The organism is Arthrobacter sp. Marseille-P9274, assembly GCF_946892675.1.
Classification (GTDB): domain Bacteria; phylum Actinomycetota; class Actinomycetes; order Actinomycetales; family Micrococcaceae; genus Crystallibacter.
This window is the reverse complement of sequence record NZ_CAMPOV010000001.1, coordinates 263,761-288,200: the sequence shown is the minus strand read 5'-3', so window position 1 is coordinate 288,200 and position 24,440 is coordinate 263,761. Positions and strand designations below refer to the sequence as shown.

General features: G+C 57.6%; 21 protein-coding genes and 1 pseudogene. 13 read left to right on the top strand and 9 right to left on the bottom strand.

Features of this window, described 5'->3' with window-relative positions; genetic code table 11:
* The first annotated feature begins 177 nt into the window (after window positions 1-177).
* Window positions 178-1,494 (top strand): cysteine desulfurase, encoded by a 1,317-nt coding sequence (locus OC550_RS01335; RefSeq protein WP_262103512.1) that lies wholly within the window; start codon window positions 178-180, stop codon window positions 1,492-1,494.
* The gene (gene sufU / locus OC550_RS01330; protein WP_262103511.1) at window positions 1,495-1,956 is read left to right on the top strand and encodes a Fe-S cluster assembly sulfur transfer protein SufU; all 462 of its coding nucleotides are present in this window, start codon (window positions 1,495-1,497) and stop codon (window positions 1,954-1,956) included.
* A gap of 74 nt (window positions 1,957-2,030) precedes the next feature.
* On the opposite strand, the pseudogene OC550_RS01325 reads toward sufU, so the two are convergent.
* Window positions 2,031-2,252 (bottom strand): annotated as a pseudogene (locus tag OC550_RS01325) (transposase); the annotation flags it as partial.
* A 118-nt stretch (window positions 2,253-2,370) separates the two neighbouring features.
* Between OC550_RS01325 and OC550_RS01320 the strand changes: the two are divergent.
* Complete coding sequence (locus OC550_RS01320; protein WP_262103510.1) at window positions 2,371-3,747, top strand: IS30 family transposase; 1,377 nt, start codon at window positions 2,371-2,373, stop codon at window positions 3,745-3,747.
* Here the strand turns inward: OC550_RS01320 and OC550_RS01315 are convergent.
* The 4 genes from OC550_RS01315 to OC550_RS01300 all read right to left on the bottom strand — a co-directional run bounded on the left by OC550_RS01315 (window position 3,716) and on the right by OC550_RS01300 (window position 7,373).
* A complete protein-coding gene (locus OC550_RS01315) occupies window positions 3,716-4,339 on the bottom strand; it encodes an IS3 family transposase (protein WP_262103509.1) in 624 nt (207 codons plus the stop codon). The genes OC550_RS01320 and OC550_RS01315 overlap by 32 nt on opposite strands.
* Window positions 4,336-4,662 (bottom strand): helix-turn-helix domain-containing protein, encoded by a 327-nt coding sequence (locus OC550_RS01310; RefSeq protein WP_262103508.1) that lies wholly within the window; start codon window positions 4,660-4,662, stop codon window positions 4,336-4,338. The genes OC550_RS01315 and OC550_RS01310 overlap by 4 nt, the downstream gene beginning before the upstream one ends.
* Before the next feature lie 256 nt (window positions 4,663-4,918).
* Window positions 4,919-5,560 carry an LPXTG cell wall anchor domain-containing protein gene (locus OC550_RS01305; RefSeq protein WP_262103507.1) on the bottom strand — a complete coding sequence of 214 codons (642 nt, stop codon included), beginning with the start codon at window positions 5,558-5,560 and terminating at the stop codon, window positions 4,919-4,921.
* A 139-nt stretch (window positions 5,561-5,699) separates the two neighbouring features.
* Window positions 5,700-7,373, bottom strand: a complete 1,674-nt coding sequence (locus OC550_RS01300) for a DUF4012 domain-containing protein (protein WP_262103506.1) — start codon at window positions 7,371-7,373, stop codon at window positions 5,700-5,702.
* Between the two features lie 504 nt (window positions 7,374-7,877).
* On the opposite strand from OC550_RS01300, the gene OC550_RS01295 reads away from it, so the two are divergent.
* The 7 genes from OC550_RS01295 (at window position 7,878) to OC550_RS01270 (ending at window position 16,755) form a co-directional block, all read left to right on the top strand.
* Window positions 7,878-8,906, top strand: coding sequence for a glycosyltransferase (locus OC550_RS01295; protein WP_262103505.1), 1,029 nt, complete (start codon window positions 7,878-7,880; stop codon window positions 8,904-8,906).
* On the top strand, window positions 8,903-9,937 hold the full coding sequence (locus OC550_RS01290) for a glycosyltransferase family 1 protein (protein ID WP_262103504.1): 1,035 nt from the start codon (window positions 8,903-8,905) through the stop codon (window positions 9,935-9,937). The genes OC550_RS01295 and OC550_RS01290 overlap by 4 nt, the downstream gene beginning before the upstream one ends.
* Window positions 9,934-10,980, top strand: a complete 1,047-nt coding sequence (locus OC550_RS01285) for a polysaccharide pyruvyl transferase family protein (RefSeq protein ID WP_262103503.1) — start codon at window positions 9,934-9,936, stop codon at window positions 10,978-10,980. The genes OC550_RS01290 and OC550_RS01285 overlap by 4 nt, the downstream gene beginning before the upstream one ends.
* A gap of 99 nt (window positions 10,981-11,079) precedes the next feature.
* The gene (locus OC550_RS01280) at window positions 11,080-13,143 is read left to right on the top strand and encodes an acyltransferase family protein (RefSeq protein WP_262103502.1); all 2,064 of its coding nucleotides are present in this window, start codon (window positions 11,080-11,082) and stop codon (window positions 13,141-13,143) included.
* Window positions 13,144-13,228: 85 nt separating this feature from the next.
* Complete coding sequence (locus OC550_RS01275; RefSeq protein WP_262103501.1) at window positions 13,229-14,098, top strand: glycosyltransferase family A protein; 870 nt, start codon at window positions 13,229-13,231, stop codon at window positions 14,096-14,098.
* A gap of 87 nt (window positions 14,099-14,185) precedes the next feature.
* On the top strand, window positions 14,186-15,235 hold the full coding sequence (locus OC550_RS22340) for a polysaccharide pyruvyl transferase family protein (protein WP_368736932.1): 1,050 nt from the start codon (window positions 14,186-14,188) through the stop codon (window positions 15,233-15,235).
* Window positions 15,236-15,285: 50 nt separating this feature from the next.
* The gene (locus OC550_RS01270) at window positions 15,286-16,755 is read left to right on the top strand and encodes a lipopolysaccharide biosynthesis protein (protein WP_262103500.1); all 1,470 of its coding nucleotides are present in this window, start codon (window positions 15,286-15,288) and stop codon (window positions 16,753-16,755) included.
* Between the two features lie 764 nt (window positions 16,756-17,519).
* Here OC550_RS01270 and OC550_RS01265 read toward each other — a convergent pair.
* Together OC550_RS01265 and OC550_RS01260 are read right to left on the bottom strand one after the other, a co-directional pair.
* Window positions 17,520-17,669: a hypothetical protein gene (locus OC550_RS01265; protein WP_262103499.1), complete on the bottom strand. Its 150-nt coding sequence runs from the start codon at window positions 17,667-17,669 to the stop codon at window positions 17,520-17,522.
* A 459-nt stretch (window positions 17,670-18,128) separates the two neighbouring features.
* Complete coding sequence (locus tag OC550_RS01260; RefSeq protein ID WP_262103498.1) at window positions 18,129-19,430, bottom strand: O-antigen ligase; 1,302 nt, start codon at window positions 19,428-19,430, stop codon at window positions 18,129-18,131.
* A 538-nt stretch (window positions 19,431-19,968) separates the two neighbouring features.
* On the opposite strand from OC550_RS01260, the gene OC550_RS22335 reads away from it, so the two are divergent.
* Window positions 19,969-20,154 (top strand): hypothetical protein, encoded by a 186-nt coding sequence (locus tag OC550_RS22335; protein ID WP_368736931.1) that lies wholly within the window; start codon window positions 19,969-19,971, stop codon window positions 20,152-20,154.
* Window positions 20,155-20,238: 84 nt separating this feature from the next.
* On the opposite strand, the gene OC550_RS01250 is transcribed toward OC550_RS22335, so the two are convergent.
* Window positions 20,239-20,736 carry a hypothetical protein gene (locus OC550_RS01250; RefSeq protein WP_262103497.1) on the bottom strand — a complete coding sequence of 166 codons (498 nt, stop codon included), beginning with the start codon at window positions 20,734-20,736 and terminating at the stop codon, window positions 20,239-20,241.
* 482 nt (window positions 20,737-21,218) lie between these two features.
* Between OC550_RS01250 and OC550_RS01245 the strand changes: the two genes are divergently transcribed.
* Both OC550_RS01245 and galU read left to right on the top strand, forming a co-directional pair.
* Window positions 21,219-21,344: a hypothetical protein gene (locus tag OC550_RS01245; RefSeq protein ID WP_262103496.1), complete on the top strand. Its 126-nt coding sequence runs from the start codon at window positions 21,219-21,221 to the stop codon at window positions 21,342-21,344.
* Between the two features lie 594 nt (window positions 21,345-21,938).
* Window positions 21,939-22,904, top strand: a complete 966-nt coding sequence (galU, locus tag OC550_RS01240; protein ID WP_262103495.1) for a UTP--glucose-1-phosphate uridylyltransferase GalU — start codon at window positions 21,939-21,941, stop codon at window positions 22,902-22,904.
* Here galU and OC550_RS01235 read toward each other — a convergent pair.
* The gene (locus OC550_RS01235) at window positions 22,901-24,409 is read right to left on the bottom strand and encodes a PucR family transcriptional regulator (protein WP_262103494.1); all 1,509 of its coding nucleotides are present in this window, start codon (window positions 24,407-24,409) and stop codon (window positions 22,901-22,903) included. The two genes, galU and OC550_RS01235, sit on opposite strands and share 4 nt — an antisense overlap.
* Window positions 24,410-24,440 lie beyond the last annotated feature (31 nt).

Genomic DNA, 24,440 nt, shown 5'->3' with positions numbered 1-24,440 from the left:
GGGCCACCCCCATCCCATCGTCGGTCCCCTTTTTCGTGCCCGAATTCCCGGGTTCCAGACGATAATTTAGGCCATGCTCAGATGAAGTAGCGAAAGCATCGTGGGAAGATTAGGTCAAAGTTGTCTTGCGTAATCGCCAGACGCCTAGTCCTGACCGCGAACCAAGGAGCGCCTCCCGTGCCAGTGGTGTCCACACCAGCCACACTCAAGCCCGCCGTCGGCGCCATCGACAACGCCGAGGTCCTGCGTATCCGCAATGACTTTCCGATCCTGGATCAGAAGGTCAACGGCAACCCGCTGGTCTACCTGGACTCGGGAGCCACCTCGCAGAACCCGCAGTGCGTGCTGGAGGCCGAGCAGGAGTACTACGAGCAGCGCAACGCGGCCGTCCACCGCGGAGCCCACACCCTCGCAGTCGAGGCCACGGACGCCTTCGAAGCGGCACGGGAAACGGTCGCCTCCTTCATCGGAGCACGCTTCAACGAACTGGTCTGGACCTCTAACGCTACCGAAGCCATCAACCTCATCACCTACGCCTTCTCCAACGCCTCGATTGGCCGCGGGGGAGAGGCAGCCGAGCAGTTCGTGCTGCGACCCGGGGACGAGATCGTCGTGACGGAGATGGAACACCACGCGAACCTCATCCCGTGGCAGGAGCTTGCCTTCCGCACGGGTGCCACCTTCCGCTATATTCCCGTGAACGACGACGGAACCCTACAGCTCGAACACGCCAATACCGTCATCGGCCCCCAGACCAAGATCCTGGCCTTCACCCACGCATCCAACGTCCTTGGCTCGATCAACCCCGTTGAGACCCTGGTCTCCATGGCGCGGGAGGTTGGCGCGTACGTGGTGCTCGACGCCTGCCAGTCTGTACCGCACCTACCGGTGGACGTGAAGGCTCTGGACGTGGACTTCGCCGCCTTCTCAGGTCACAAGATGCTGGCACCCACGGGCATCGGCGCGCTCTACGGCAAGGCAGAATTGCTGAACGCGATGCCGCCGTTCCTGACCGGCGGTTCCATGATCACCACGGTCACAATGGAACACGCCGCCTATCTGCCGTCGCCGACGCGCTTCGAGGCCGGCACCCAGCGGATTTCTCAAGCCGTCGCGCTGGCCGCAGCGGTCAACTACCTCAAGGAGACGGGCATGGAGCGCATCCATGCCTGGGAGCAACGGCTCGGTCAGCGGCTGGTGGAGGGCCTGGAACAGATCGACGGCGTCCGCGTCCTTGGCCCGCGAGCGGGCGAGGAACGTATCGGTCTGGCATCCTTCGACGTCGACGGCGTGCACGCGCACGACGTCGGTCAGTTCCTGGACGACAAGGGAATCGCCGTGCGCGTGGGGCACCACTGCGCGCAGCCCCTGCACCGTCGGCTCGACCTTGTCGCCACGACGCGGGCCAGCACCTACCTGTACAACACCACGGACGACGTCGACGCCTTCCTCGAAGCCGTTGCGCAGGCCCGCCCGTTCTTCGGAGTGAAGTAAGTGAGTTCGGATCTCGAGCAGCTGTATCAGCAGATCATCCTTGAGCACGCCAAGCTCCGCCATGGCGCGGGCCTTGCCGACGCTCCCGACGGCGACAAGGTAGGGGAGTCGCACATGCTGAACCCCACCTGCGGCGACGAGATCACTTTGCGCGCCGCCGTGCACCAAGGACAGGATGCTCAGACCCTGTCCTCCATCAGCTGGGACGGCCAGGGCTGTTCCATCTCCATGGCCTCGGCCTCGGTGCTCCACGACCTCGGACTCAACCTGGATCGGGACAAACTGCTGAAGCTCGTGGATGAATTCCGTAGCGTCATGCGGTCGCGGGGGACGATCGAGGCTGACGAAGAAATCCTCGGGGACGCAGCCGCCTTCTCCGGCGTCTCCAAGTACCCGGCCCGGGTGAAGTGCGCGATGCTGGCCTGGGTCGCTCTGGAGGAAGCACTGCTCGCGGCGAACTAGCGCAAGACAAAAAAGTAAGGCTCCGAACCCGCGGATGAACTGGTCCCCTGAAGCTGGACTGGGTAATTAAGAGCCTAAACCTTGAGGGCCTGAGCACGGTATTGCACCGGGCTCAGGCCCTCAAGCTTTGTGGAGATCCTTTCGGTGTTGTACCAGCGGATGTATTCGTGGATGGCTGATGTGAGTGCGCCGGTGCTGAGGAATCGGACATGGTGGAAGAGCTCTTCCTTGAGGTGTCCGAAGAAGTTTTCCATCACTGCGTTGTCGTAGCAGTTGCCCTTGCGGGACATCGATTGGATGGCGTTGGCGCCCTGCAGGAGTCTCCGCCATGAGGCGTGCTGGTATTGGACGGATTCAACCGGTCGTCGCAACACCTCGATTCTGGAGGTAGTGATGGGCAGGCCGGCGGGCTGGATGAAGGCGTTGACGGGCAGGTCTGCGATGAGATCGCCCGGGAAGCCATCATTACGGCGCGACACTGAGCGGGCGTTCTGGCGTGCGATCGCGACGGGGTGCACGAGTGAGGCGGCGGCGGCGTCGGTCGGCGTGTCGCAAGCGGCTGGAACGCGCTGGTTCCGGGATCGTGGCGGCATGCCGACGTTCATGCTTGCCCCGCTCCAAGGCCGGTACCTGTCGTTCGAAGAACGTGAGGAGATAGCGCTGTGGAAAGCGCAGGGGGCAGGGGTGAGGAAAATTGCCCGGGCGCTGAGGCGGGACCCGTCAACGATCTCCCGGGAGCTGCGCCGCAATGCGGCTACTCGCGGAGGGAAGCTCGATTACCGTGCATCAGTCGCGCAATGGAAGGCTGAACGGTTCGCCCAGCGCCCGAAGACCGCCAAGCTTATAACGAATGAACGGCTGCACCAGTACGTGCAGGACAAGCTCGCCGGCGTCGTCAGAGCACACGACGGCCGTGTCGTCGCCGGCCCTGGTGCTCCGGCATGGACGGGCAGGAACAAGCCGCACCGGGGCGACCGCGAGTGGGTGACGGCATGGAGTCCGGAGCAGATCTCGAACCGACTCAAGGCCGATTTCCCGGATGATAAGTCCATGCGCATCTCCCACGAGGCGATCTATCAGGCGCTCTACGTCCAGGGCCGCGGAGCGCTCAAACGCGAACTCGTCCTGCACCTGCGCACGGGGCGTGCATTGCGCGTGCCAAGAGCTCGGTCGAAGCGGCAGTCCTGGGCGCATGTCACCGAAGAGACGCTCATCAGCAAACGCCCTCCCGAGGTTGCCGATCGCGCCGTTCCCGGGCATTGGGAAGGGGACTTGGTGATCGGCCTGCAACGATCGGCGATCGGTACTCTGGTCGAGCGGACGACACGGTTCACGGTGCTGATCCACCTGCCCCGCGGAGAGGGCTACGGCATCATCCCACGGACGAAGAACGGAGCCGCGCTGGCCGGATATGGCGCAGTGGTGATGGCAGACGCCCTCGCCAGGACGATCACAACACTGCCCCAACAACTGCGGCAGTCGGTGACCTGGGACCGCGGGAAGGAACTCTCCGATCATGCCAGATTCACTGTCGACACCGGGGTAAAGGTCTACTTCGCCGACCCGAAGAGCCCCTGGCAGCGCGGCACGAACGAGAACACGAACGGGCTGCTGCGCCAATACTTCCCAAAAGGCACTGATCTGTCCCGATGGAGCAGCGATGACCTCGCAGCCATCGCCCACACGCTCAACACCAGGCCACGCAAGACACTCGGCTGGAAGACACCTGCCGAAGCATTTGACGAACAGCTACGATCGATCAAACAACCCGGTGTTGCGACGACCGGTTGAATCCGTCTTGGAATCCCTGGTCTGAGTGCACGATCGGTTTCTGCCCATACTCGAGCGTTGCCAGCGCCATACGCAGTGAGGTGTTGGTGAGCGCCAGGTTCGGGGACAGGCCGACGGTGTAGGAGAGGATCTGCCGGTCGAAAAGGTCCATGACGGGTGAGAGGTAGAGTTTTCGACCGTCGACTCTGAACTCGGTCACATCCGTTACCCACTTCTGGTTCGGGGCATCGGCATCGAAGTCCCGGTTCAGCAGATTGGGGGCAGTTTTGCCCTGTTCGCCTTGGTAGGAGTTGTAGCGTTTCCTTTGCCGGACCTTGCAGACGAGCTGCAGGGAACGCATGAGCTTCAGCACGGTCTTCTTCGCGATCGTCCACCCTTGCCGGGTCAGTTCAGTGTGGATGCGGCGGTGCCCGTATCTGCCNTGGTTCTTTGTGAAGATGGTCGTGGCAGCGCTCTTGACTGCTTCCTTCGGGTCGGGAGCCCTGAGTCGGGCCTGGTGGTAGAAGAACGTCGAACGGGCCAAGCCGGCGACCTGCAGCAGAACCGGCAGCGAAAAGTCGGCCTTGAGGGCGATGATGGCCTGAACCTTCACCGTTGTTTTGGTGCCCTCAAGGCCCGCAATTTTCCCAGGTAGGCCACTTCCGCCCGCAGCCGTTCATTCTCCCGGCGCAGCCGCTCCAGTTCAGATGGCTCCGCCGGCGGTGGAGCGCCGGGCTTCCTCGGTCTGCCTTTAGGCTTCGGACGCAGGGCGTCCGCGCCCTGGCGGTGATATACCCGTACCCATGTCTCGAGCAGACGAGGTGAGGACAGGTCCGCCTCAGCCGCGAGGTCCGAAGCGCTCTCACCGGCCAGGAACTTCTCTACCAAGGCGAGCTTAAACTCGAACGAGTACGCCTTTTTTGTCGGTTTGCCCACGAGCGCTCCTCGACCATGGATCCTCCACCGCCGATAAAGGTGCCTAACCGGCCAGCGGGCCACGCCCAGTATGGTTGCGGTCGCCGTATCTGCGATGCCCTTCTCGAACCACGCTACAGCGGCCTCCCGCTGCACAACCGACAACGAACTACGTGCATACATAAAAGTGCTCCCCGGATGTCGGAACTGAATTTCTCAGTCCAACTTCCGGGGAGCACTTCAGGATTCGGAGCCTTACTTAGTGCTCTGGGAACGACTAGGCGTTCTTGCGGCGGGAAACTACCACAGCGGCTGCGCCGGCACCGAGGGCCAGCACGCCAGCGCCGCCCCACAGGAGAGCGCTGGACTCGAGGCCGGTGTTAGCCAATTCGTCGCCGTTTTCTACGGCTGCTTCGTCGGCGTCAGTGACGGTGCCGCTCCCGTTGCCGCCGATAGTGGAAGGATCAACGACCTTGATCGTCTGGCTGACCACCAGAGGCTCGCCGTCTGCACCTGTTCCCGAGGCTGTCAGCTGGTAGGTGCCGGTCTCAGTCGGCACGAACTGGAACGAGAAGTTCCCTTCAGCGTCAGCGTTTACAGTATCGGTGATGACCTGAGCGGGGACAATGATGCCGTAGACGCCGGCAGCGAAGCCGCCGCCGATTCCGGCGCTGCCACCTGCACCAGCGGCGCCGGCTTCTTCGTTGCTGATGGTGATGACGATGGGCGATCCGGGAACAAATCCTGAACCGCTGAAGGTGACGGTTTCCCCGACGACGAAGAAGCCGTCGTTGTTGCTGTCTTCAACGGTCCCGGTCTCGTCCGGTGCGTAGCCGCCAATTACGTTAGCCTGCGCGGCACCGGCTCCCAAGAAGGTGAGAGATCCGGCGATCGCCAGGGCGGTCAAGGTCTTCTTCATGTGTGATCCCCCATGGGTCATTGAAGTGTGGTGGTGCCTAGGATCTGACAACGGATAAACGTTGTTCCTATGGAAAACTAACAGGCAAGGCAAACGAATGCAATTCGTGCTCACGACGTTTAACCACGGGTTAACAAACTTAGCCACACTCCTTGCTGGCTGTGGTCGGCTGAAGAACTTCGGATGTCGGCTGAACCGTCGGCGTGACCTTCAGAGAAGGGGCTTCAGTTTCATAGGGAGTGGAAAACTCGAATTCGACCGTTGTCGATTCCCCAGGCGCTAGGCTGATCGTCGCTGCTGCAACTGGCCGCTCATCATGCTCGTATGAGCCAAAAGGTACTTTGGCTCCATCTCGCGCGGCGGAATTAAGCAACCACTCGGCAGGACCATAGGCGTAGACGTTCGTCTGCACCGTCCCGGGCTCGACGCCAAAGACTCCTGCCCCGGTGACATAATCGGGGAGTGTCCTTCCGGCGTCCGAAGGCGCATTGTTACTCAGCGTTGTCTGCACTGCATAGCGATAATATCCATCAGGCTCACAACGCTTTTCCAGCTTGACTTCGCGGCGAACGTAATAGTCCATCTTCGCGCCCGTACCATCATTGAAATAGACGCCGATCTCCGGATTTTCAGGTGTCCCCGCCACTACGCCCCCAAGCGGCGAACTGGCGATTACCTTCTGCTCGTCAGCAACGCCAGACCAGACGAGCAGTCTGCCTTCTGACGTTCCCTTTTGAAGGGCCTCTATCAACTTTGAGGCATCGATGCTGCCGCCGGTCATCCCAGAGAAGACCTCTCCTGCCAAGGCCGCAAAATAGGCATCCTGGCCCGCAGGCTCATCGATCTCCTGATACACGTCCGATAGCAGCGTCGGCACGACATTCTCGTGTGTCAACGTTGTCGGCAGGGAACCTTGATCGGCAGGAATGGATTGGAGCCCCTCGAGTTCAATGGGGCCAGTCGCCTCCAAGAGGTAGCCGAGGGCGACAGGATCGATGGAAAGAACGCCATCAATCCTTGAGTCCGCGTTCTCCTTCTCCCACATCTTCCGGGCCGTGCTTGCCGCCGTCGGAAAATCTGGAGTGAGGTTGACGTTCTGCATGTAGGCACCGAGGCGGGCGGTGTATATCCGCACCTGCTCTTCATCAACTCCAAAGGCAGGAGTGAACCGGCCGATGTCACTCGCGCTTCCGTGGTCAACGAGTTGTAATTCTCCCTTATCAGCAGTTAGGACTACGAGCGCTCCGGGAATTCCACCAGATGCACGTGCTTCCGAATTGTTCTGTACGAGGATTAGGTAGTTGCGCTGACCGTCGGCTCCAAGCATAGAGGGAAGAATCTGCGCTGCTTCGGCTGCTCCATTAAGCGCCCCTGTAAGCTTATCCATCGCGCCCGCTGCTTCCCCCAAAGGTTCGGCGAGTTGGGGAAGTAGATCATCTCGGTTAATGGCCGCGATGCTGTCGTTCGCGGAACTGACGGTTGCGGCCGCTCTGGACAGCTTAGGCGAGGCCTCTTGCAGTGCCTCGATGTTGATCCTTCCATGCTGGGGGGCAAACAAGGAAGGGCTGAATGTCCCAGAGGAGTCAAGGAGCGAGGCCACTGCGCCAACGGTAATGTCGGCGGCAACTGCAGCATCGGTTACTGCCGCAAAGTTGCCTCCGACCCCCGGGACGATGCCGGCCACCCGCCACAAAGGATCCGTGCTCGCGTTTCGGGCCGTCCCAGTGTGTTCCTTTACTTGGTTTAGCCGATCCTCGGCACCCTCGAGGTCACCGGCAGCGATAAGGCCTGTGACTGAGGAGGTAAGTCTCATAGCGGCTTCCATACTGTCTTTCACCTGGAGCGCGCGATATCCCAACCATCCGAGGCAAAGCAACAAGAGACCGATGCAGACGGCAATGGGAACGATGAGCTGAGATGCTCGGCGATGGCTGCGTCTTGCGCTTCCACGGCTGCGGTGCTGTCCAGGCCAATCTGAATCTGGGGCTTCACTGATCGAACCTGCGGCGCGGGGCATAAACGTCCTTCGGGAAGTGATGTCGAGCAACATTGGTAATGCTATCCGCTGTATTGCCGCACAGCGAACGCAGATTGAATGCCGCGATCAATTCTAGGAATGCAATATTAAAGTGATTTCCGGCTCAGGGAACGGCCAAATTAGTTCAAATGATTCCTCTGCAGTACGATGTTGACGGCTGCCAATGGGGGCGGGCATCCCGTCCCCGACGTATGACCGACATCATATATTGCTCTCCGCCGGGTTCGTCCCGACCAGAGGCGTCCGCCGCGACGATGACCCAGTTTGAGCGAAGGTGCCATGAGAATTCTTCATGTTTCGGAATGTTATGCAGGCGGCGTTAGTAGGGCTATCGACACGATAGCTAAGCTCTCGAGCCAGCACGAGCACTGTCTTTTGTGGAGCGGGGACGATGACCCCTCTAAGGACAAAATCTACGATGAAATTTTCGAACTGCCAACGTCGCACTTAAAGCGGCTGGCTTCTATCAACAAAATCGCGAAGCTGGTCAAGGCTGACATCATCTATGCCCATTCCAGTTTTGCTGGATTCTACTGTCGGTTACTTCCACCTGCAGCGCCCGTAGTCTATGAGCCGCACTGTTTCGTCTTCGATGACCCTGACCGGTCACAGATCTCGAGATGGATATATCGGGCTGCCGAAATGCTGTTGAGCCTGAATTCGAAATTGGTTGTTACTCTCACGCCGCACGAAGAGAAGCTTGCAAAAGCTCTTAGGCCAGGGATCACGGCTGTACAACTTCCAAATGTGCCCACCATCGTACCCACGATCGTCAGGGAAGCCGGCGACAGCAAGGCGACTAGTCGAGTTGTGTGCATGATCGGAAGAATCGCACCTCAGAAGGACCCTGGTTTTTTCGCCTCTCTAGCTGCGACAACAGCGGAACTAGACGATTCCGTCAAATTTGTCTGGATTGGTGATGGAGACCCTATCGCCCGTGCAAATCTAGAGCGGCATAACGTAACGGTCACTGGCTGGGTCGATAAGACTCGACTAGTGGAACTCCTGGTTAACTCGACTCTCTATTTCCACAGTGCTAAGTATGAAGGCTTTCCATTAAGTGTTCTTGATGCTGCGGCATGTAGCCTGCCGGTCCTGGTACGGGACATTCCTTGCTTTGAGGGTTTCGGCTTATGGTCTGTAGATTCCGTGGAAGAAGCAGCAGAAATGATCATCGAAGCGGTAAACACCGGAAAGTTGTTGAATCGTATTCGTAAGTCGAGCGATGACCTACTGGATAGAATGAATGAAGAAAATCAGATTCGTGCATTGAACGAAATATACTCAAGAATGGCGGTTTACAAATGAAGATCTTCATGCCATCCCGAATACTTGATCGTCATGTAGGTGGGAATACCACCTATGCGCGTAGGCTTGCTGAAGGTTTGATAGAGGCGGGTCATAGCATCGCTCGCATTCCAGCGGCCAACAAATTCCGCCCTATGACGATGGCATACGAAACTGCGGTCGGACTGAGTAAGGGGCAGCCCGAGGAAATTCTCCATTTCGTTGCTGATACCGGCCCACTGTTGCCAACGCGACGACCGTCAGTAGTGACGGTACATGGAGTAGCTAGTCGCTGGATAAGTACTGCACGGTCGTCCATCGCTGATCGTGCGTGGCGGGCAAGAGTCACCCGAGCGATACGCAGTACCGACCACGTCCTCACTGTTTCACAGTCGAGCGCTGACGACGTTAGTGAGGTATTCGGGATATCCCAGCAAAACTTGACCGTCATTCCCCACGGAATTGATGTTGAGAAATTTTCTACTCCCACACCACTGTCGGATGAGCTACGTGCTAAGCTCCCGGATCAGTTCGTGCTTTATTTGGGCAACATTGAGCCTCGAAAAAATCTGCTATCACTCGTTCGTGCCTTTGAAACGCCAGAGATTCAATCGCTAAATCTACCATTAGTAATTGCTGGAAAACAGGCCTGGGACTACCAAGATACGATGGCCGCCATTGAGGCGGCGCCCAACGTTATTCACTTGGGCTTCGTATCTGATCAGGAACGAACTGCCTTGATGCAGAACTGTAGTCTTTTTGTATTTCCAAGCCTGTATGAGGGTTTCGGCTTTCCAGTGCTCGAAGCCCTGGCCGCCGGGGCCGTGGTGGCGGCATCGTCGCGGGGATCGTTGGCTGAAGTGGCGGGACCGTCTATCGGTCTGGAAGAACTGACTGTCGAAGGACTAGCGGCGGGACTCGAGGCGGCACTCAATGACCAACAGCGCAGGGAGGTCTGCTTGCGACAAGGACGTCGTTGGGCCCAGCGCTTTTCTTGGGACGAAAGCGTGTCGTCCCACATTCGGGCATATGAACGGGTGATGAATCTGTGAAGGTACTAGTATTACACGCTTACAGTGCAAGCAATTTGGGTGACGGATTGCTGGTGCGAGAAACGCTGGCTCTTATTAGATCAGCATTCGGGGACGAAGTTGAGATCACCATCGCTGCCTCGCATCCGTCAACTTTTGCCAATATTGGTGCACGAGTTCTTAATTCAATGCCGGGTTGGCGCGGGTACAATGCTACGTATTTGAAGACTCTCTTCAATATCAATGATTTTGATGTCGTAATAGGTGTAGGTGGGGGGTACCTGCGGGCTGGGAATCCGATGGAAGCCCTAAAAACGGCCATTATTCACGGTCCTCAGCTTGCGGCCGCGAGTGCCAGAGGACGGGGAACGGTGTACCTCCCACAAAGCGTGGGGCCTGCGAGGGGTGGGACTAGAAATCTTCTTAGCAGGGGATTGCAACGCCTTCAGACGGTGATGTTTCGAGACGATCGCAGCATTTCCGAGTTTCGGGACGTGACAGCGATTCGAGTACCCGACTTGGCCACCACGAATATTTCGCGTGATACGGAGAAAGGCGTTCCCAGTTCCGTTCCAGTACTTTCGATTCGCGCAATCCGCAATAGGGTTCCAGATGCAATTTATGGTATGGCGGAGAGGTTGGGCGGATACGATGCATATATCCAGAGTACTTCGTCCGGCAACGACGATAGGCCGGCAACAAAAAGTCTGGATCCGCGGAGAATACTCTCTCGCTCGGATTTGTTGTCTCTTGAGGGGCCGCGTCGGGTTGTTGTGGCTGTTCGGCTTCATGCTGCCCTGATGGCGCTTCAAGCAGGGCACTATGTGGTCCATCTTGCCTATGAACGAAAGGGGTTCGGCGCCTTCGCCGATCTTGGCCTCAGTAACTACGTGCACAATGTAAACACGTTCGACGTAGAGAAGGTGCTTCAGCAGGTCCAGGCGTTGCTCACTGATGAAAGATGCAGGAACGAATATGAGGAACTGCTCTTAGGATCAGATGAAGTCCGACGCTCCATGAGACAACGGTACGTGGACTTGATACGGCAAGCAGCTGCTGCCTAGAACTGTCCGATCTCAAGCTAAGTCAGCTAAATAGAAACTCGCAGATGTGCCATTGGAAATATGACTGGAATTCCTGGCTGAAACGATATACGGGTAACGATGAACCTAATCTCATTAAATACTGAACGCCACAGGACTGGTTCCTCTGCGAAGAAGTCCGCGGTAAGACTTGATATACAGGGTCTGCGAGCTGTCGCGGTTCTCCTCGTGGTTCTATACCACGCTAATGTTCCCTTCATAGCGGGAGGCTACATTGGCGTAGATATCTTCCTGGTCATCTCTGGATTTTTGATAACGACCCACCTTCTCGGGTCGATTGTTGATGAAGGTCGGATAAGCCTTATCGGGTTCTATGCAAAGAGAATGAAACGTCTCTTGCCAGCTGCATTCTTAGTCATTGTGGCGACCCTGGCCGCGGCATTGGCGGTCCTTCCTCCTGTGCGCGTCATGGACGTCACGCGCGACGCCGCAGCAGCAGTTCTATATGTGCCAAACTTGTGGTTGGCATATAAAGGTACCGACTATCTTACCGAAGACTTTCCGTCCCCATTTCGCCAATTTTGGTCCCTAGGATTAGAAGAGCAATTCTATCTAATATGGCCTATATTGCTTGTGGCAATGTGGAAGATTTTTGGGAGGACCTTGAAAAGTCTTACTGCCGGACTAGTGGTCTTGATCCTTGCTTCATTACTCGCGAGCATTGTGCTGACGCCCACATACGGCCCATTTTCATTTTTTACTCTCCCGACGCGTATGTGGGAATTCGGGTTTGGTGGGCTGGCTGCTGTGCTTGTTTACTCCAAGGGCCACGCTTCTATTAGTCGCGGACTCAAGGCACAGATCCTGGGTTGGACCGGGCTAGGACTCGTTCTGGTCTCAGCCACTATCTATGATTCCAGTGTGCTCTTTCCCGGATTCGCCGCAATCATGCCTGTACTCGGAGCGACACTACTCGTAATCTATAGCAATGACTGGACGGTGGCTGGTCCTGGGCATGTGTTGAAACTTCGGCCGTTTACGGTTCTTGGCGACTGGTCCTACTCGATCTACTTGTGGCATTGGCCGCTGCTCATCATTCCGCTGGCGCTGTGGCCTGACATGGGTCTAGGACTCACCCTCTTGCTAGCCGCAGTCAGCCTCCCGTTGGCATATGCAACTTACAGATTTGTAGAGAACCCGGCTCGTCGCTCTGTGAGCCTGTCATCGATGCGTCCGAGGTTGTTGGTCGGCCTCGGTGCCACCCTTTCGATTGTTATCGCCGCTGGCTCCGTTTTCGCAGGTATCGGACTGAATAAACGAGAAATCGCCTCTGATCGAAATGCAACCGATATTAGTTTAGTTTCCTCCCCCACGTTCACAGACTTCGTACCAGCCAATGGCATGCCGTCCTTGCAGAACGCAAATTATGACCTTCCGGCGCCCTCAAGCGATAATTGCAGCCCAGGCACTTACGAAAGTGATCCCGTGTTATGTAATTACGGTGTCACAGAATCCGATTCAGTAATTGTTCTTTTCGGAGACTCACACGCAGCTCAATGGTTCTCCGCCGTCGAAAAACTCGCAGTCTCTGTGAAAGCACGGCTAGTTGTCATTACGAAACCTGGCTGCGCTTCGATAGATATTCCCCGCTTCGAACAAGGAAAAATTGACCCGTTCTGTGCGGAGTGGCAATCCAAAGCCGTCGAAAAGATCAATTCTTTGAATCCAGAGTTGATATTTCTCTCAAATTTGCACCACCGAGCGAAGCCAAATGGGTCATTATTCACCTCAGCGGAATGGAGCCAAGGTACCACCCGTTCTATGGCTGCATTTGAAGAACCAGAGAAGGTAGTTGTGATCGCTGATACTCCGTGGTTCGATCTTTCTCCCATCCAATGCCTTTCATTGAATGTCGATGACACGAGACCTTGTGCGGAGTTGCGTAAGGACGTTGTAGATGAATCTTGGATTCAGGCGGAAAAGTCCGCCGTCGGCAATGCCGGAGGCAACTATCTCAATATGACCGAATACTATTGCAATGCGGTCCATTGTAATGCCTATATTGGGAATGTTCTCCTCTATAGGGACGCGCATCATCTGTCTGACACGTATGTTTCATCTCTGTCGGACGAATTCGAGGACGAAGTTTCAAAATTGAACCTACGATTGCCGTTATCCGAGTAGCTTGTGAATTTGAGTTACGGTCTGGAGTCTTGATTTTCTTTGCGTCCATATAATTGCTAGAGATGATTGAAGGTAGAAATTAAACATGACGGAACAGATTAGTTGTGACGTTGTTATCCCTGCCTATAACGCGGAAGATTCTGTTGTTCGAGCCATCGAATCTGCAATAGCCGCTGGTGTTGCTAACGTGATTGTGGTTGACGACGGATCGAGAGATCGGACGGCCGAACGGGCTGCTGCCGCCGGCGCTACCTGCGTAGCTCAGGAGAATAGTGGGGCAGCCAAGGCGCGCGTAAAGGGAGCGAAACTGGCTCGGTCGAAGTATCTGATCTTCCTCGATGCAGACGACGAATTGATTTCCGCCGGTACTAGGGAATCGGTCAAAGTGCTAGAAAGTGACCCAAGTCTTGCAGTCGCGGCAGGGACCGTAGTCGGTGTCGGTAGGCGGGGGATGGAAAAGAGGTTTCCGGTCAGATATTCCCCAGTAACGACCGAATCGCTTCTCGTTCAGGGCTATGGCCCGTGGCCTCCTTGCGCTGCCGTAATTTCTACTGCTGCTTTTCGCTCTTCACACGATATGAAGCCGGAGAAGATGGAGCCAAAATTTGCCGAGGATTATGAGCTGCTGATCAGGCTGTCGATGGTCGGGGGTATCAGCGTCCGAAATGAACCAACCGGACGATACAGCCTGGCGGGGGGAAAATCCGTGAAGTCAGCTCTTAGCGCGATTAGGGCGAAGGAAGCGATTAGGGCTCACTATGCTCAGCATCTCGACATCGAAATTACGTCCATGAATGAAAGAGAGATGGAGATGGCAGCTCGTGTGCGCATAGCTCGGGCGTATTGGGCGTCTGGATATCGATTCAGGAGTTCCAAAGAGATTGCGAAGTGGGCGTTCATGGACCCCGCCTCCGCAGTAAAGAAGCTTGGAACTCAGCCATGGAAGCGCAACTGACCATCCATTCCTAGCCGTGCCGTTCGAAGGCAATGAGCCCCGAATGTGTTGCTAAGATGAACCACTCAACTCAGTGAAAGCCCCCCTATGAACGTATATGTGTGGTCAACAGGACAAGATGATAATATTGGCGATTCACTTCTCAGAAGAGCATACTTAGACTCGCTTAGACCATTGGGGTCTCTCGAGATTTGGATTGGGAAAGCATCATCCGATTTCCAGACTGGACTGGGCCTCAAAGACCGTGATCGGACTTGGAGATCATTTCTCAATTGGTATATATCGGCGATGGTGAATGCTTTTAGGGGTAAAAGCACCGTTGCTATAAATGCTGGGGAGGTGCCAGTTTCCCGCCGGGGTGCAGCCAAAATGCTGCCCCTCGCTGTGCTGCTGATTGTCTGCAAGATGACGGGACGAGACCGAATTTGGATTGGTGCCAGTGTTCCCAACGTCCACCCTGTTTTCGGACTACCTTATCGGCTTGTGGCCCGGCTATGTAATGTCATCCGGTGGCGCGATCGCCGATCAGAACACAATATGGGCGTTCGGGGAGTTAGCCCGGACTGGGCCTTCGCGCTGGGAACAGAAGCTGGCAAATGGAATGAACTCCAAACGCGCACGCGCTTGGGCGTCGTGCTTCGAGGGGATCGGCCCGAACCGAGCCAGGAGTGGAAATATTGGATTAGGCAGCTGGCGGACGACCTGCACCTGCGTCTAACTTTCGTTGTTCAGGTTCGCAGGGACGCCCAGCGAGCTGAATCACTTGCGGCTGAACTTGGAGGTGACCTTCTTGAGTGGCACATGTCAGATCATGCCAGCCAAGAAGCAGCCGTTCGTCAACTGTATTCAAGCTGTGCGCTGGTTATTGGTGACAGACTCCATGGGCTGATTGTGGCGGCATCCGAGGGAGCCGTCCCTCTCGGTTGGGTGGAATCTTCGGCTGGAAAGATCGGACGTCATTTCGAGGTAATTGGGCTTAACTGGGTAGCTGTGCATGAAGGCTCTGATGCAACTGCCTTGACACAGATGGACGCTGAAGACTTAAGGCAAAAGAGCGCGGAGCTCAGCAAAGCCATCTCGTCCGCAAGAACATGGATTAGTGCCACCGGGACAATGCTATCTCGATCGGCGCAGTAGAGAATGAACATCGATAATGGTTGGTGTCAAGAATTATCACTGGAGGCGAGATGAGTGCGGCACCAACTACAGATGACCTTGGCGGCAGGGCGGTGCGCGGTGCCTCGGCAACGTTGGCTGGCCAAGGGATCAGGATTTTTGTTCTACTTGTTTCGACAGTAGTTCTAGCGCGGATCCTTCGACCGGAAGACTTTGGTCTATACGCGGTAGTTGCGAGCCTAATAGCCTTTGGAGAACTCTTTCGAGATTTCGGCCTGTCTTCGGCTGCGTCCCGAGCAACGAAGATTTCTCGCAGACAGAAGTCAAACCTATTTTGGATTAATTTGCTTTTGGGGATTGTCCTAGGAATCATTGCGTTTCTGTCCGCTGGGCCCATAGCTGCGCTATTCCGACAACCCGAATTGACGGGAATCGTGGAAGCGCTGGCAGTGACGTTTCCCTTGTCAGGATTTGCCACCCAGTTTCGCGCTGAAATAAATCGTTCCCTAAGGTTTCGAGCGTTGGCGATAGTCGACACTTTACCGGTTGTTTTTGGTCTAGCGTCCGCCTTGGTCTACGCCTCCTTCGTAGGCGCTGACTACTGGGTCCTCGTGGTTCAGCAAATAGCGGCAGTGTTTTCAGGAGTCGTACTGGCTGTCATTTTTGGTAGGTGGTTTCCTGGTCTGCCGAGCCGGCATGAATCTATCCGAAGTTTTCTAAACTTTGGTCTGGGAGTCTTTGGGACTCAGGCTATTGCATACTTCACAAAGAATGCGGACAACCTTGCCCTGGGCTTTTTTTGGGGGCCGGGCCCATTGGGTATATATAGCCGGGCCTATCAAGTACTGATGCTGCCACTAAATCAAATTGCGGCACCTATGACTCGTGTAGCTGTGCCTGTTCTTACCCGAGTTGCAGATCAGCCCATAAGATTTGAACGTTACCTAGGGCAGGGCCAATTGCTGGGGGGCCTGGGACTAGGACTTATCTACGGATCCGCCCTCGGCCTGGCAGATGCCTTGATTCCTCTGGTCTTCGGTCCAGGCTGGGAAAGCATGGTCGTGGTTTTCCAAATTTTGGCAGTCGGAGGTATCTTCCGTGGTTTGAATCAGGTCACTTTCTGGGCTTTCCTCGCCAAGGATAAGACAACTTCGCAGTTGCGATTTTATGCTTGGTCGCAGCCAATCATCGTCGGTCTGATGCTTGCTGGTCTTCCTTGGGGGCCGGTAGGCGTTGCTATCGGACATTCGATCGGCTATTTCGTGAATTGGCTACTTGCGGTTGGATGGTGTGCTCGTGCCACTGGTGTTAAGGCGAAGCCGCTCCTCCGACAAGGCTTTCTGACGGTGGCAATATTTGTCGCACCTGTATCTTTGATCTGCTTTGCGGCGACATTAGTTATGGTGGACTATTGGCTGCAAGTGGCAATGGCGATAGTGGGAGTTGCTGCTTACCTCCTGATAAGCTGGAAGTTGTCGGCACATGGACGCACAACGATGAACTTGGTCAGACAGGGTTTGGCGCACTTCGGGCGTTCATGAGATCTATGGCTGCTAAAGCGAGGCTATTGGTTTGCCTAGGCTGGCTCAAATGAGGCATCATTCATGATTCGCTAGGGTGCGTTGCACTGCTTACCATCCAGACAGAGTGTATTCGACGATACGCCCGTAACCTCTTTTTTCGCAGCTCGTAAGCGCCCGTAAAGGACAGCCATAGATGATTGTGGCATTACCTGCTATTGACCCTGCGCTGCCGTCTATACCAATGAAAGGCGGAGCATGTAGGAAGCAACCCACGCGGATCTGAACAGAGCGATCTTGAGTTGCTTATTCCAGGAGGGGGCAAAAAATTCACCGCAGATCGACGTTGCGGAACGACGCGTGACCGGTGCAATGCCGTATAGGCAGCCGAGTGTCCGGCGGTTTCGAACTGCTTCCGTCGTCGATGGTCAGGAGTATCGTTGCGGCGGTCCTGATGTCTGCTCCTGGCATGGACATCAAGACTCAGGAAATAGGGAAGTCGAAATTGCCCTTTGCTGCCTCAGTTCCTTGATCTGGCCGGAAACCCCTGGATGACTAACTCCACTGCTTCGGCGCCTGTCACGGTCACGCTCTGTTCGCCGAGCGCAATGAAGAATGCGTCGATCAGGTGCATCGGATCCTTCCGGTTGTGGTTACGTGGCCAGCGCAGTACGTTGCCCCGTCCGGCCGCCCGCAGGCCAACGGACCGACATACTCAATGAGCATGTCCAGCACCAGAACCCTCGTCAGCGCGTCACCGGGAAGACGCGTTCTGAAGACGCGTTCTAATACCGGGGAATGTCCGCAGCAGCAGCGACCGCAGGCGGTTGATCGCGCAGGTGCACGCGGGTCAGGTTCGCGTCGAAGCCGAAGAGGATCTTCAGCGCCACCAGGACCTGGCTGTCCCGGTCAACTGTCTGTAGGGAGTGCGGCATCGATCGGGCGGTCTAGGCGATGATGAACCCGTCCTTCGCATCGGTCTTCGACTTCCCAGATGCCAGACACCTGGGACGGTGGTGATCATGCTCGTGGGCGCCGGCGGGCCGGTCGAGGTCGCCAGCCAAGGCTTGGCCCTCCTTGGCTGCCGTCCATCATCGACGAATCCTTCTCCGACCATGAAGAAAAGATCCAGGCTGATTACCGATCTGTGCCACATTCTGCCCGGGAAAGCCGAGTTCCTAGCTATCGCCACCTGCCCGGACGGCTCCTCGAGCCGGGGCCGCACTGATCAAGGAGAGGATGGCCGAGTGCGTGGCACTGGGCCAGGATCGGCGGTACAGAGTAGGGCGAAAAGCATTAGGTCTGGTCGCGGCCAGCACCGCTTAGCGCACAGCGATCTGCTCGCTCTGCCGACGGTGTCCGCGGTGGGCACTATAGACGAGATCGCATGACAGCTATCTTGATTTCTGGTAACTGCCAGGTGTCGGCGCGTGTACGCCATGGGGAAGGGTGCCTTTTCCGTACGCGATCGCTTTCCGATCGTTTTCTTTTCGGTTCGTTGGCAGTTTTACTTGCTGTAATGCAAAGATAAAGAGTACTGGAAGCCAGTACTGATACTGAGTGTAGAATGCCGCGGTCGCGCTGAAGGTGGCCAGGGCGGCCAAGACGGCACCGCCTAGGGGAACCCTCTTGTATCTTAGGGATCTGCCAATGAGCAGAAGTGCATTGCCGGTGACAATAATTGCCGCGAGGAAGAGCAGAAAACCGCCCTGATACCAAGATCGAAGAAGAAAGTTGTGAACGACCGTGAAGCCGTCGAACGTGCCCGCATTCATTCCGTCCATGCCCACACCGACGAACCAACTCTCGTTCATAATGTAGTTCCACGCATGGGCGTAGGTTTGTTCTCGGACATCCAAGGACGCGGTACCTGAGTCAGAGTTTCCCGTAACTACGTCGATTCTGTCGGTCACGACAGTAGCCAAACCCAATTCTTGAGGGCCTTGGCCGATGTAGAGGACCCCAACCATCAAAAAACAGACAATTGCCGACAACACCGTTCGAAACATCGCCCGGACGGCAATCAGAAGGACGATTAGTCCTACTCCCAGTGAGAGCATAGAACTAAGGCTGCCCGTAAAGATCAGTGCAAACGTGTTGATGGAAAGCAAAGGAAGAACGGCAAGGACGCGGTTCACCCGACCGCTTAGGATTAATCCGGTCAAAATCAGGACGGCTATCACGGCCATAATGCCCAGGACGTTCGGATGTCCTGCCAGCCCGTTTATTCTCCCAAGTCTTGCAGTTTGTCCGAGAATAGCGTTGCCGCTCAGTTGAAGAAGTCCTAGACATGCAGAGATGGTTTGGGAACCGAGGAATGCGACGATCACGTTCCGTGAGAAATGCTTACTGTGACGGATGTAGTAGCTAAGGACGAAAGGCGAAATCCCAAGGAGCGTGCCAAGCAGGGCACCTGTAAGCGTGCTGGCGGCCATACTTGAATTGAAGCCCGAAATGAAGCCTCCTGCCGCGCACAAGAACATGACGATGTACCAGCTTCGGCCCCCGCTGGGAATTGATACCCGACCAAAGGAGGCTGAAAGGACCAGGAGGACGATGACCAGTTCGAACACAAGTGGACTTACGGAAGAAGTGATCATTCTTTCCACAGGGACGCAGAATGCCACCAGCACCCATGCGCAGTGTCCTAGTCGCGTCGAGACCACTCTGTGCTTGCCCAATACTGTGTCCTTCATTCGTACCTCAAGAATTCTTTGCGGTGCTATGGCAGGTCATGCACGTGTGCTGTAGCAGGGTATTTGCTGAGCATTCCGTTGTTGGTTGCACGGTCAGTCGCACAAGAGCACAAAAGTGATACTACGGGACCCGCTTCCCGCATATGGATGTGAAAGTCCTCCGCCGAGGCTACGGCCGAGAGGGCATCGAAGGATCGGCTATCGACGGTCATCCAGAGCGCCTGCTTGGTCGACTTCGATGAGGACGGTTCCGCATGCCCAATCCAAGAGATAGCACTGCGCTTTGGCCTTGCCACCACTTGTCGACAGGGACGAGACCACGGCGCTCATCGAAATTCCCAATCCTCTCATTACGATTTTTTATTTCGTTTCTATCCCTTGACGTGGCGGACCCCCTCGCCGGTGCTCTCTGACCACACACGGGCTGACGGGATAGACCAACTCATCTTTTGGGGTTCGCAAACCTGCCCACTGAAAAATCCTCGACGCTTTCAGCACCCACCACGTTACCGGCATCAATGAGATCCTTCTTGGCAAGTTGCGGGTGTGCAGCTGGAGCGCAACCGCCAGAAAAGTGTCGCTAGTCGTCCCGTCGACAGGCAAGACACATCTGGCCGTGGGACTGGCACGCGCCGCCACCCAAGCTGGGTACTGCACCTCTTCACCTCCGTTGCAGACCTGGCCGCCCGCTGTTAGGAAGCCGTTCTCGAAGGCCGATAGTTGACCAGACGTTGCTCGGTCGGTCCGAACCCGGACCCAAGGGTCATTGAGAGGGTGGCGGTGGAGTCAACGGTGTTATGGCCGGATCCTAGTCGCTCAGTCCGAGATAACGGGCCTTCGCGCCCACGGCGGTGGCCCCGTCCGGAACATCGCTACTGATGACGGTCCCCGCACCAACGGTGACGTTGTTCCCGACGTTTACGCGCCCAACGGCGGCGGAGTTCACGCAGAATAGTACTCCGTCTCCAACCGTCGGCACGTTTGTTCTGTCGTGCCCGAAGCCGCGCAGGGTCACCCGATGGTAGAAGGCAACACCGGCGCCGATCCTCACATTCGGGTGTATCGCGATCCCGCGCCCGCCGTGTGGCAACCGTAGCCCTGGGCCGCAATGGACGCGCCCCGGCATGTCAGCCCCGACAACGCCCTGCATCCACACTACGTCCAGAGCCTTCGCGAGGACTCGCTTCAGCTTGCGTGCCCGGCTGCGGTGCGCCCACCGGTTGACACGAAACGCAGTCACGGTGATGCGGCCTAGCAGCCGCTTATTCACCCGGTAATCGGCGGAAAGATCGGATTTGAGACTCATGTGCCACAGCATACGGTAACGATTCAACGCCGAATAACACCGGCCTCGAAGGGCTTCCCATGGGCGCGTCAACAAGGATCAGCGCTAAAAGCAGGTAGTACCACTGAAACCGCGTATTGGAGCGGCGATCAGTCGCTAGCGATCATATGGATAGACCCCATCGTGAGATCCAACCGAACTTGAGCATCGTCGCGCTCGTTGTCCCAGGCATTACCGTTTTTGGCCTCTCACTTAGCTCGCTTCATACCCGGGACGGTGTGAAGAAGGGCATTTACCTGCCCATATGTCTCCCGGCTACTGAACGTCTCCCCACGCCGATGCTAGCGTCCTGCCGCGCATATTCATTCCAAAGGTGGGCGAAAGTATGTCAACGGGGTACTTCGGATCTTCCTACGGCGGAAGGCGACCAACCGGCCGCAACCCTTTGTCCGCCATCGTTTCCGTCCGTCGGCTGCAACGCTGCTGACGTCGATGGAGCCGCCGTGGCGCTCGACGATTTTCTCGACGTCCACTCGGCGGAGGCCAACGCTGTGGATGCCGGTGCGGCGGAAATGGAGCGGAAGAAGCGGCCGAAGACGCGGAGCTGGCGGGTCTTGTCCCTCCCGTAGCAGGTGTCGGCGATCTCGAGCCCGGAGTGGCCGCCGTGGCTGCCGCGGACTGCACGGAGGCTCGCACGTTGGGGAGATCGGGGACGGATTTCCAGGTACCGGTGGAGGCGGAGAGGCAGTCGGAGATCAAGGCGAGCACCCGAGCGGCGTCACGGGCCTGGCACGACAGTGAGTCTCACCGTCGTTCGTGGTGGAGCTAAGGATGAGCGCGGTGGTCTGCAAACTAACTTGGCGATCAGCGGGGAACCACAGTCCTAGGCAGATGTCGCTAGGGACGTCGATAGTTCACCGGACATGGTCCCCCTCCGTCAGCGAAGTTTCTTCTGACGAGTACTTCAAAGACAAGGCTTTCGTTCCGCGACCCCGAATCTGACTAAGGTTCCGACAATGAGTTCGTTCCGGAGGAGGAGAGCGTCAAATTGAAGGGAATCATCAAAGGTGGTTCTCTAACTTAGCTATGAGCACGTATTCCAGCCCGCGTTCTTTGTTTACTGCCTGTTAACACCGAACGAGGCTGATGGTTCTCCGGCCGCGCTAACGTTTCACCGAGCAAGAGCAGTTCGGCCTTGCGCTCAGCATTTCAAGGGGAGAATCATGATCAAAAAAGCCGTTATACCTGCCGCTGGACTTGGCACTCGGTTCCTTCCCGCGACGAAGGCGATGCCGAAGGAAATGCTTCCCGTGGTGGATAAGCCGGCCATTCAGTATGTGGTGGAAGAAGCCGTGCGGAGCGGGATTTCTGATGTCCTCATGATCACTGGGCGTAACAAGCGCCCCCTCGAGGACCATTTTGATCGGGTGCCGAACCTCGAGTGGGTTTTGGAACAGAAGGACGACCAGAAGAAGCTCGGACTGGTTCGTGAAGCATCCGGCTTGGCTGACATCCACTACGTGCGGCAAGGCGACCCGAAAGGACTCGGCCACGCCGTACTGCGGAGCCGGCTGCATGTCGGAGACGAGCCGTTCGCGGTGCTGTTAGGTGACGATCTGATCGACGCGCGAGACAACGTGCTGGATGAGATGATCAGGGTCCAGCAGGAGACAGGCGGCTCCGTCATTGCCCTGATGGAAGTCGAGCCGGAGCAGATCAGTGCCTACGGATGCGCCGACGTCAAACAGGTCGAGGGCGAGAGCTTCTTTTCGATCAACTCGCTGGTCGAAAAGCCCTCTGCGGATGATGCGCCATCCAACCTCGCCGTCATCGGCCGTTATGTCTTGCACCCAGCAGTCTTCGATGTGCTGGAGAAGACGGAGCCCGGCCGTGGCGGGGAAATCCAGCTCACAGACGCGCTGCAGACGTTGGCCCAGTACGACGGAGAGGGCGGCGGTGTCTACGGGGTGGTTTTCTCCGGTCGACGGTACGACACAGGAGACAAGCTCAGCTATATCAAGACAGTCGTGACCCTGGCAGTGGAGACCAGCAGCTTCGGCGGAGAACTGCGGGACTGGCTGGAGCGTGAATACGGCTCCGTCATACCCGACGACATCGCGGCGCTAGAAGACACGCACGCTTTGCTTGCCAGCGAGCAGGCCGCGCTGGAGCCAGCCCTCCGTAACTAGGCCTGGCCGGCCTGCTGCTGCGAAGCCATGGCGTCGTGGATCTGGAGGGCGAACCAGAGCTGGGCGAGGGAGGCGGTTTCGGTCATGTCGAGGCCGATGAGCTCGCCGATGCGGCGGATGCGGTAGATGACGGTCTGGCGGTGGGTGAAGAGGGCGGCGGCGGTCTTCTGCCAGGAGCGCTGCTGCTCGAGATAGGTGCGCAGCGTCCTGACGAGCTCTGATTGTTTGTCCCGGTCATGTTCGAGGAGCGGGCCGAGCAGGCGCTGGACCAGGGCCTGGCCTTCTTCGACGGCGGTTAACCCCAGCCAGCTGGGGCCTTCTTCGTAGCGGACGAGCCGCTCGCCGGTGCGGGTGGCGGTGCCGGCGGCCCAGAGGGATTCCTGCAGGGCGTGCCCGAGTCCTGCTGCGCCGGTCGGGCGGCTGATGCCGATCCGGGCGTCCTCGGGCAGGGCGTGCAGCAGGCCGTCGTCGGGGGAGTCCGGCAGGAGCAGGTGCAGGGTGTCGGCTTGCTGGAGGCTGATGAACGGGAGGCCGTGGCGCCACAGGTCCACGGGGATGCTAGAGAAGTGCTCACGCTCCAGGCCTCGCACCGAGGCGACAACGAAGCGGTCCGGTGACAGGCCGAACTTCTTCAGCTGTCGCTCCATTTCCGCTGCACCGTAGCGGCCGTCAAGGGCCTGCGCCAGGAACTCGGCGCCCAGCCGGCGCTCGTCTTCGAGGGCGAGCATGGTGCGGGAAAGCTCCAGCCCGAGCACCGAGGCGGCGTGGAGCAGGACGACGGCGTCCGGATGCGGCTCGGAGTTCGGGACGACGACGAGCAGCGCGTCGTCGTGCGTGGGAACGTCCATCATCAGCAGGTGGCCCGCGGCCGTGCTGTGCCATTGGAACTTCTTGCCCGCCGTCGGCGCAGAGCTGATGTACGGCCGCAGCGCCTCGGCCAGGGGTTGGGGGAGCGGCGCGCCTCCGGGATGCCACGGGTGGTGACAGTCCCGGTCCACCACGAATAGCCGGGAATACAGCTCGGCGGCCAGCCCCTGCGTGAGTGCCTGCCACTGGTCCGGAGCGCCGGCCAGCCGCAGCAGGTCATAGATTCGGGCCGTCTGGCGCAGCCGGCGCGATTCCTCCAGCAGCGAGGACTCGGCGACCGACTTGGCGATGGCGATGAAGGGCAGCGGATACGGCACGTTGAGGACCGGCATGGGCAGCCGGTCGCAGGCCTCGATGAACTCGGCGGTCAGCGCGGGGGCGTGCATCTTCTCGCCGATGGCCAGCGCGCTCGCGCCGGCGGCGACCAGAGCCTCTGCGAGCTCAACCTTGTCGGCCGGATCGGCCGGGATGGACAGGCCGTTGGTCATCATCAGCTCGCCGCCCGTGACCCACTCCCACAGCCGCGGCAGGTCCGAGGTGTGCGCCCAGGTGATCCGGTGCTGCAGGCCGGCCTCGCCCGCGAGCAGGCTCAGCCCCAGCTGCGGCTCGGCCAGCAGCTCGGACACGGTGATGGACACGCAAGGCTCCCTTCCGCGCCCAACTTGAGCG

What these genes read in the sequence shown, in the direction of transcription:
- galU (WP_262103495.1), top strand. Translation starts at nt 21,939, where the DNA reads ATGATCAAAAAAGCCGTTATACCTGCCGCTGGACTTGGCACTCGGTTC.
- OC550_RS22340 (WP_368736932.1), top strand. Translation starts at nt 14,186, where the DNA reads ATGAACGTATATGTGTGGTCAACAGGACAAGATGATAATATTGGCGAT.
- OC550_RS01260 (WP_262103498.1), bottom strand. Translation starts at nt 19,430, where the DNA reads ATGAAGGACACAGTATTGGGCAAGCACAGAGTGGTCTCGACGCGACTA.
- OC550_RS01300 (WP_262103506.1), bottom strand. Translation starts at nt 7,373, where the DNA reads ATGAGACTTACCTCCTCAGTCACAGGCCTTATCGCTGCCGGTGACCTC.
- OC550_RS01295 (WP_262103505.1), top strand. Translation starts at nt 7,878, where the DNA reads ATGAGAATTCTTCATGTTTCGGAATGTTATGCAGGCGGCGTTAGTAGG.
- OC550_RS01275 (WP_262103501.1), top strand. Translation starts at nt 13,229, where the DNA reads ATGACGGAACAGATTAGTTGTGACGTTGTTATCCCTGCCTATAACGCG.
- OC550_RS01305 (WP_262103507.1), bottom strand. Translation starts at nt 5,560, where the DNA reads ATGAAGAAGACCTTGACCGCCCTGGCGATCGCCGGATCTCTCACCTTC.
- OC550_RS01270 (WP_262103500.1), top strand. Translation starts at nt 15,286, where the DNA reads ATGAGTGCGGCACCAACTACAGATGACCTTGGCGGCAGGGCGGTGCGC.
- OC550_RS01265 (WP_262103499.1), bottom strand. Translation starts at nt 17,669, where the DNA reads ATGCCGCACTCCCTACAGACAGTTGACCGGGACAGCCAGGTCCTGGTG.
- OC550_RS01250 (WP_262103497.1), bottom strand. Translation starts at nt 20,736, where the DNA reads ATGAGTCTCAAATCCGATCTTTCCGCCGATTACCGGGTGAATAAGCGG.
- OC550_RS01320 (WP_262103510.1), top strand. Translation starts at nt 2,371, where the DNA reads ATGAAGGCGTTGACGGGCAGGTCTGCGATGAGATCGCCCGGGAAGCCA.
- OC550_RS01290 (WP_262103504.1), top strand. Translation starts at nt 8,903, where the DNA reads ATGAAGATCTTCATGCCATCCCGAATACTTGATCGTCATGTAGGTGGG.
- OC550_RS01280 (WP_262103502.1), top strand. Translation starts at nt 11,080, where the DNA reads ATGAACCTAATCTCATTAAATACTGAACGCCACAGGACTGGTTCCTCT.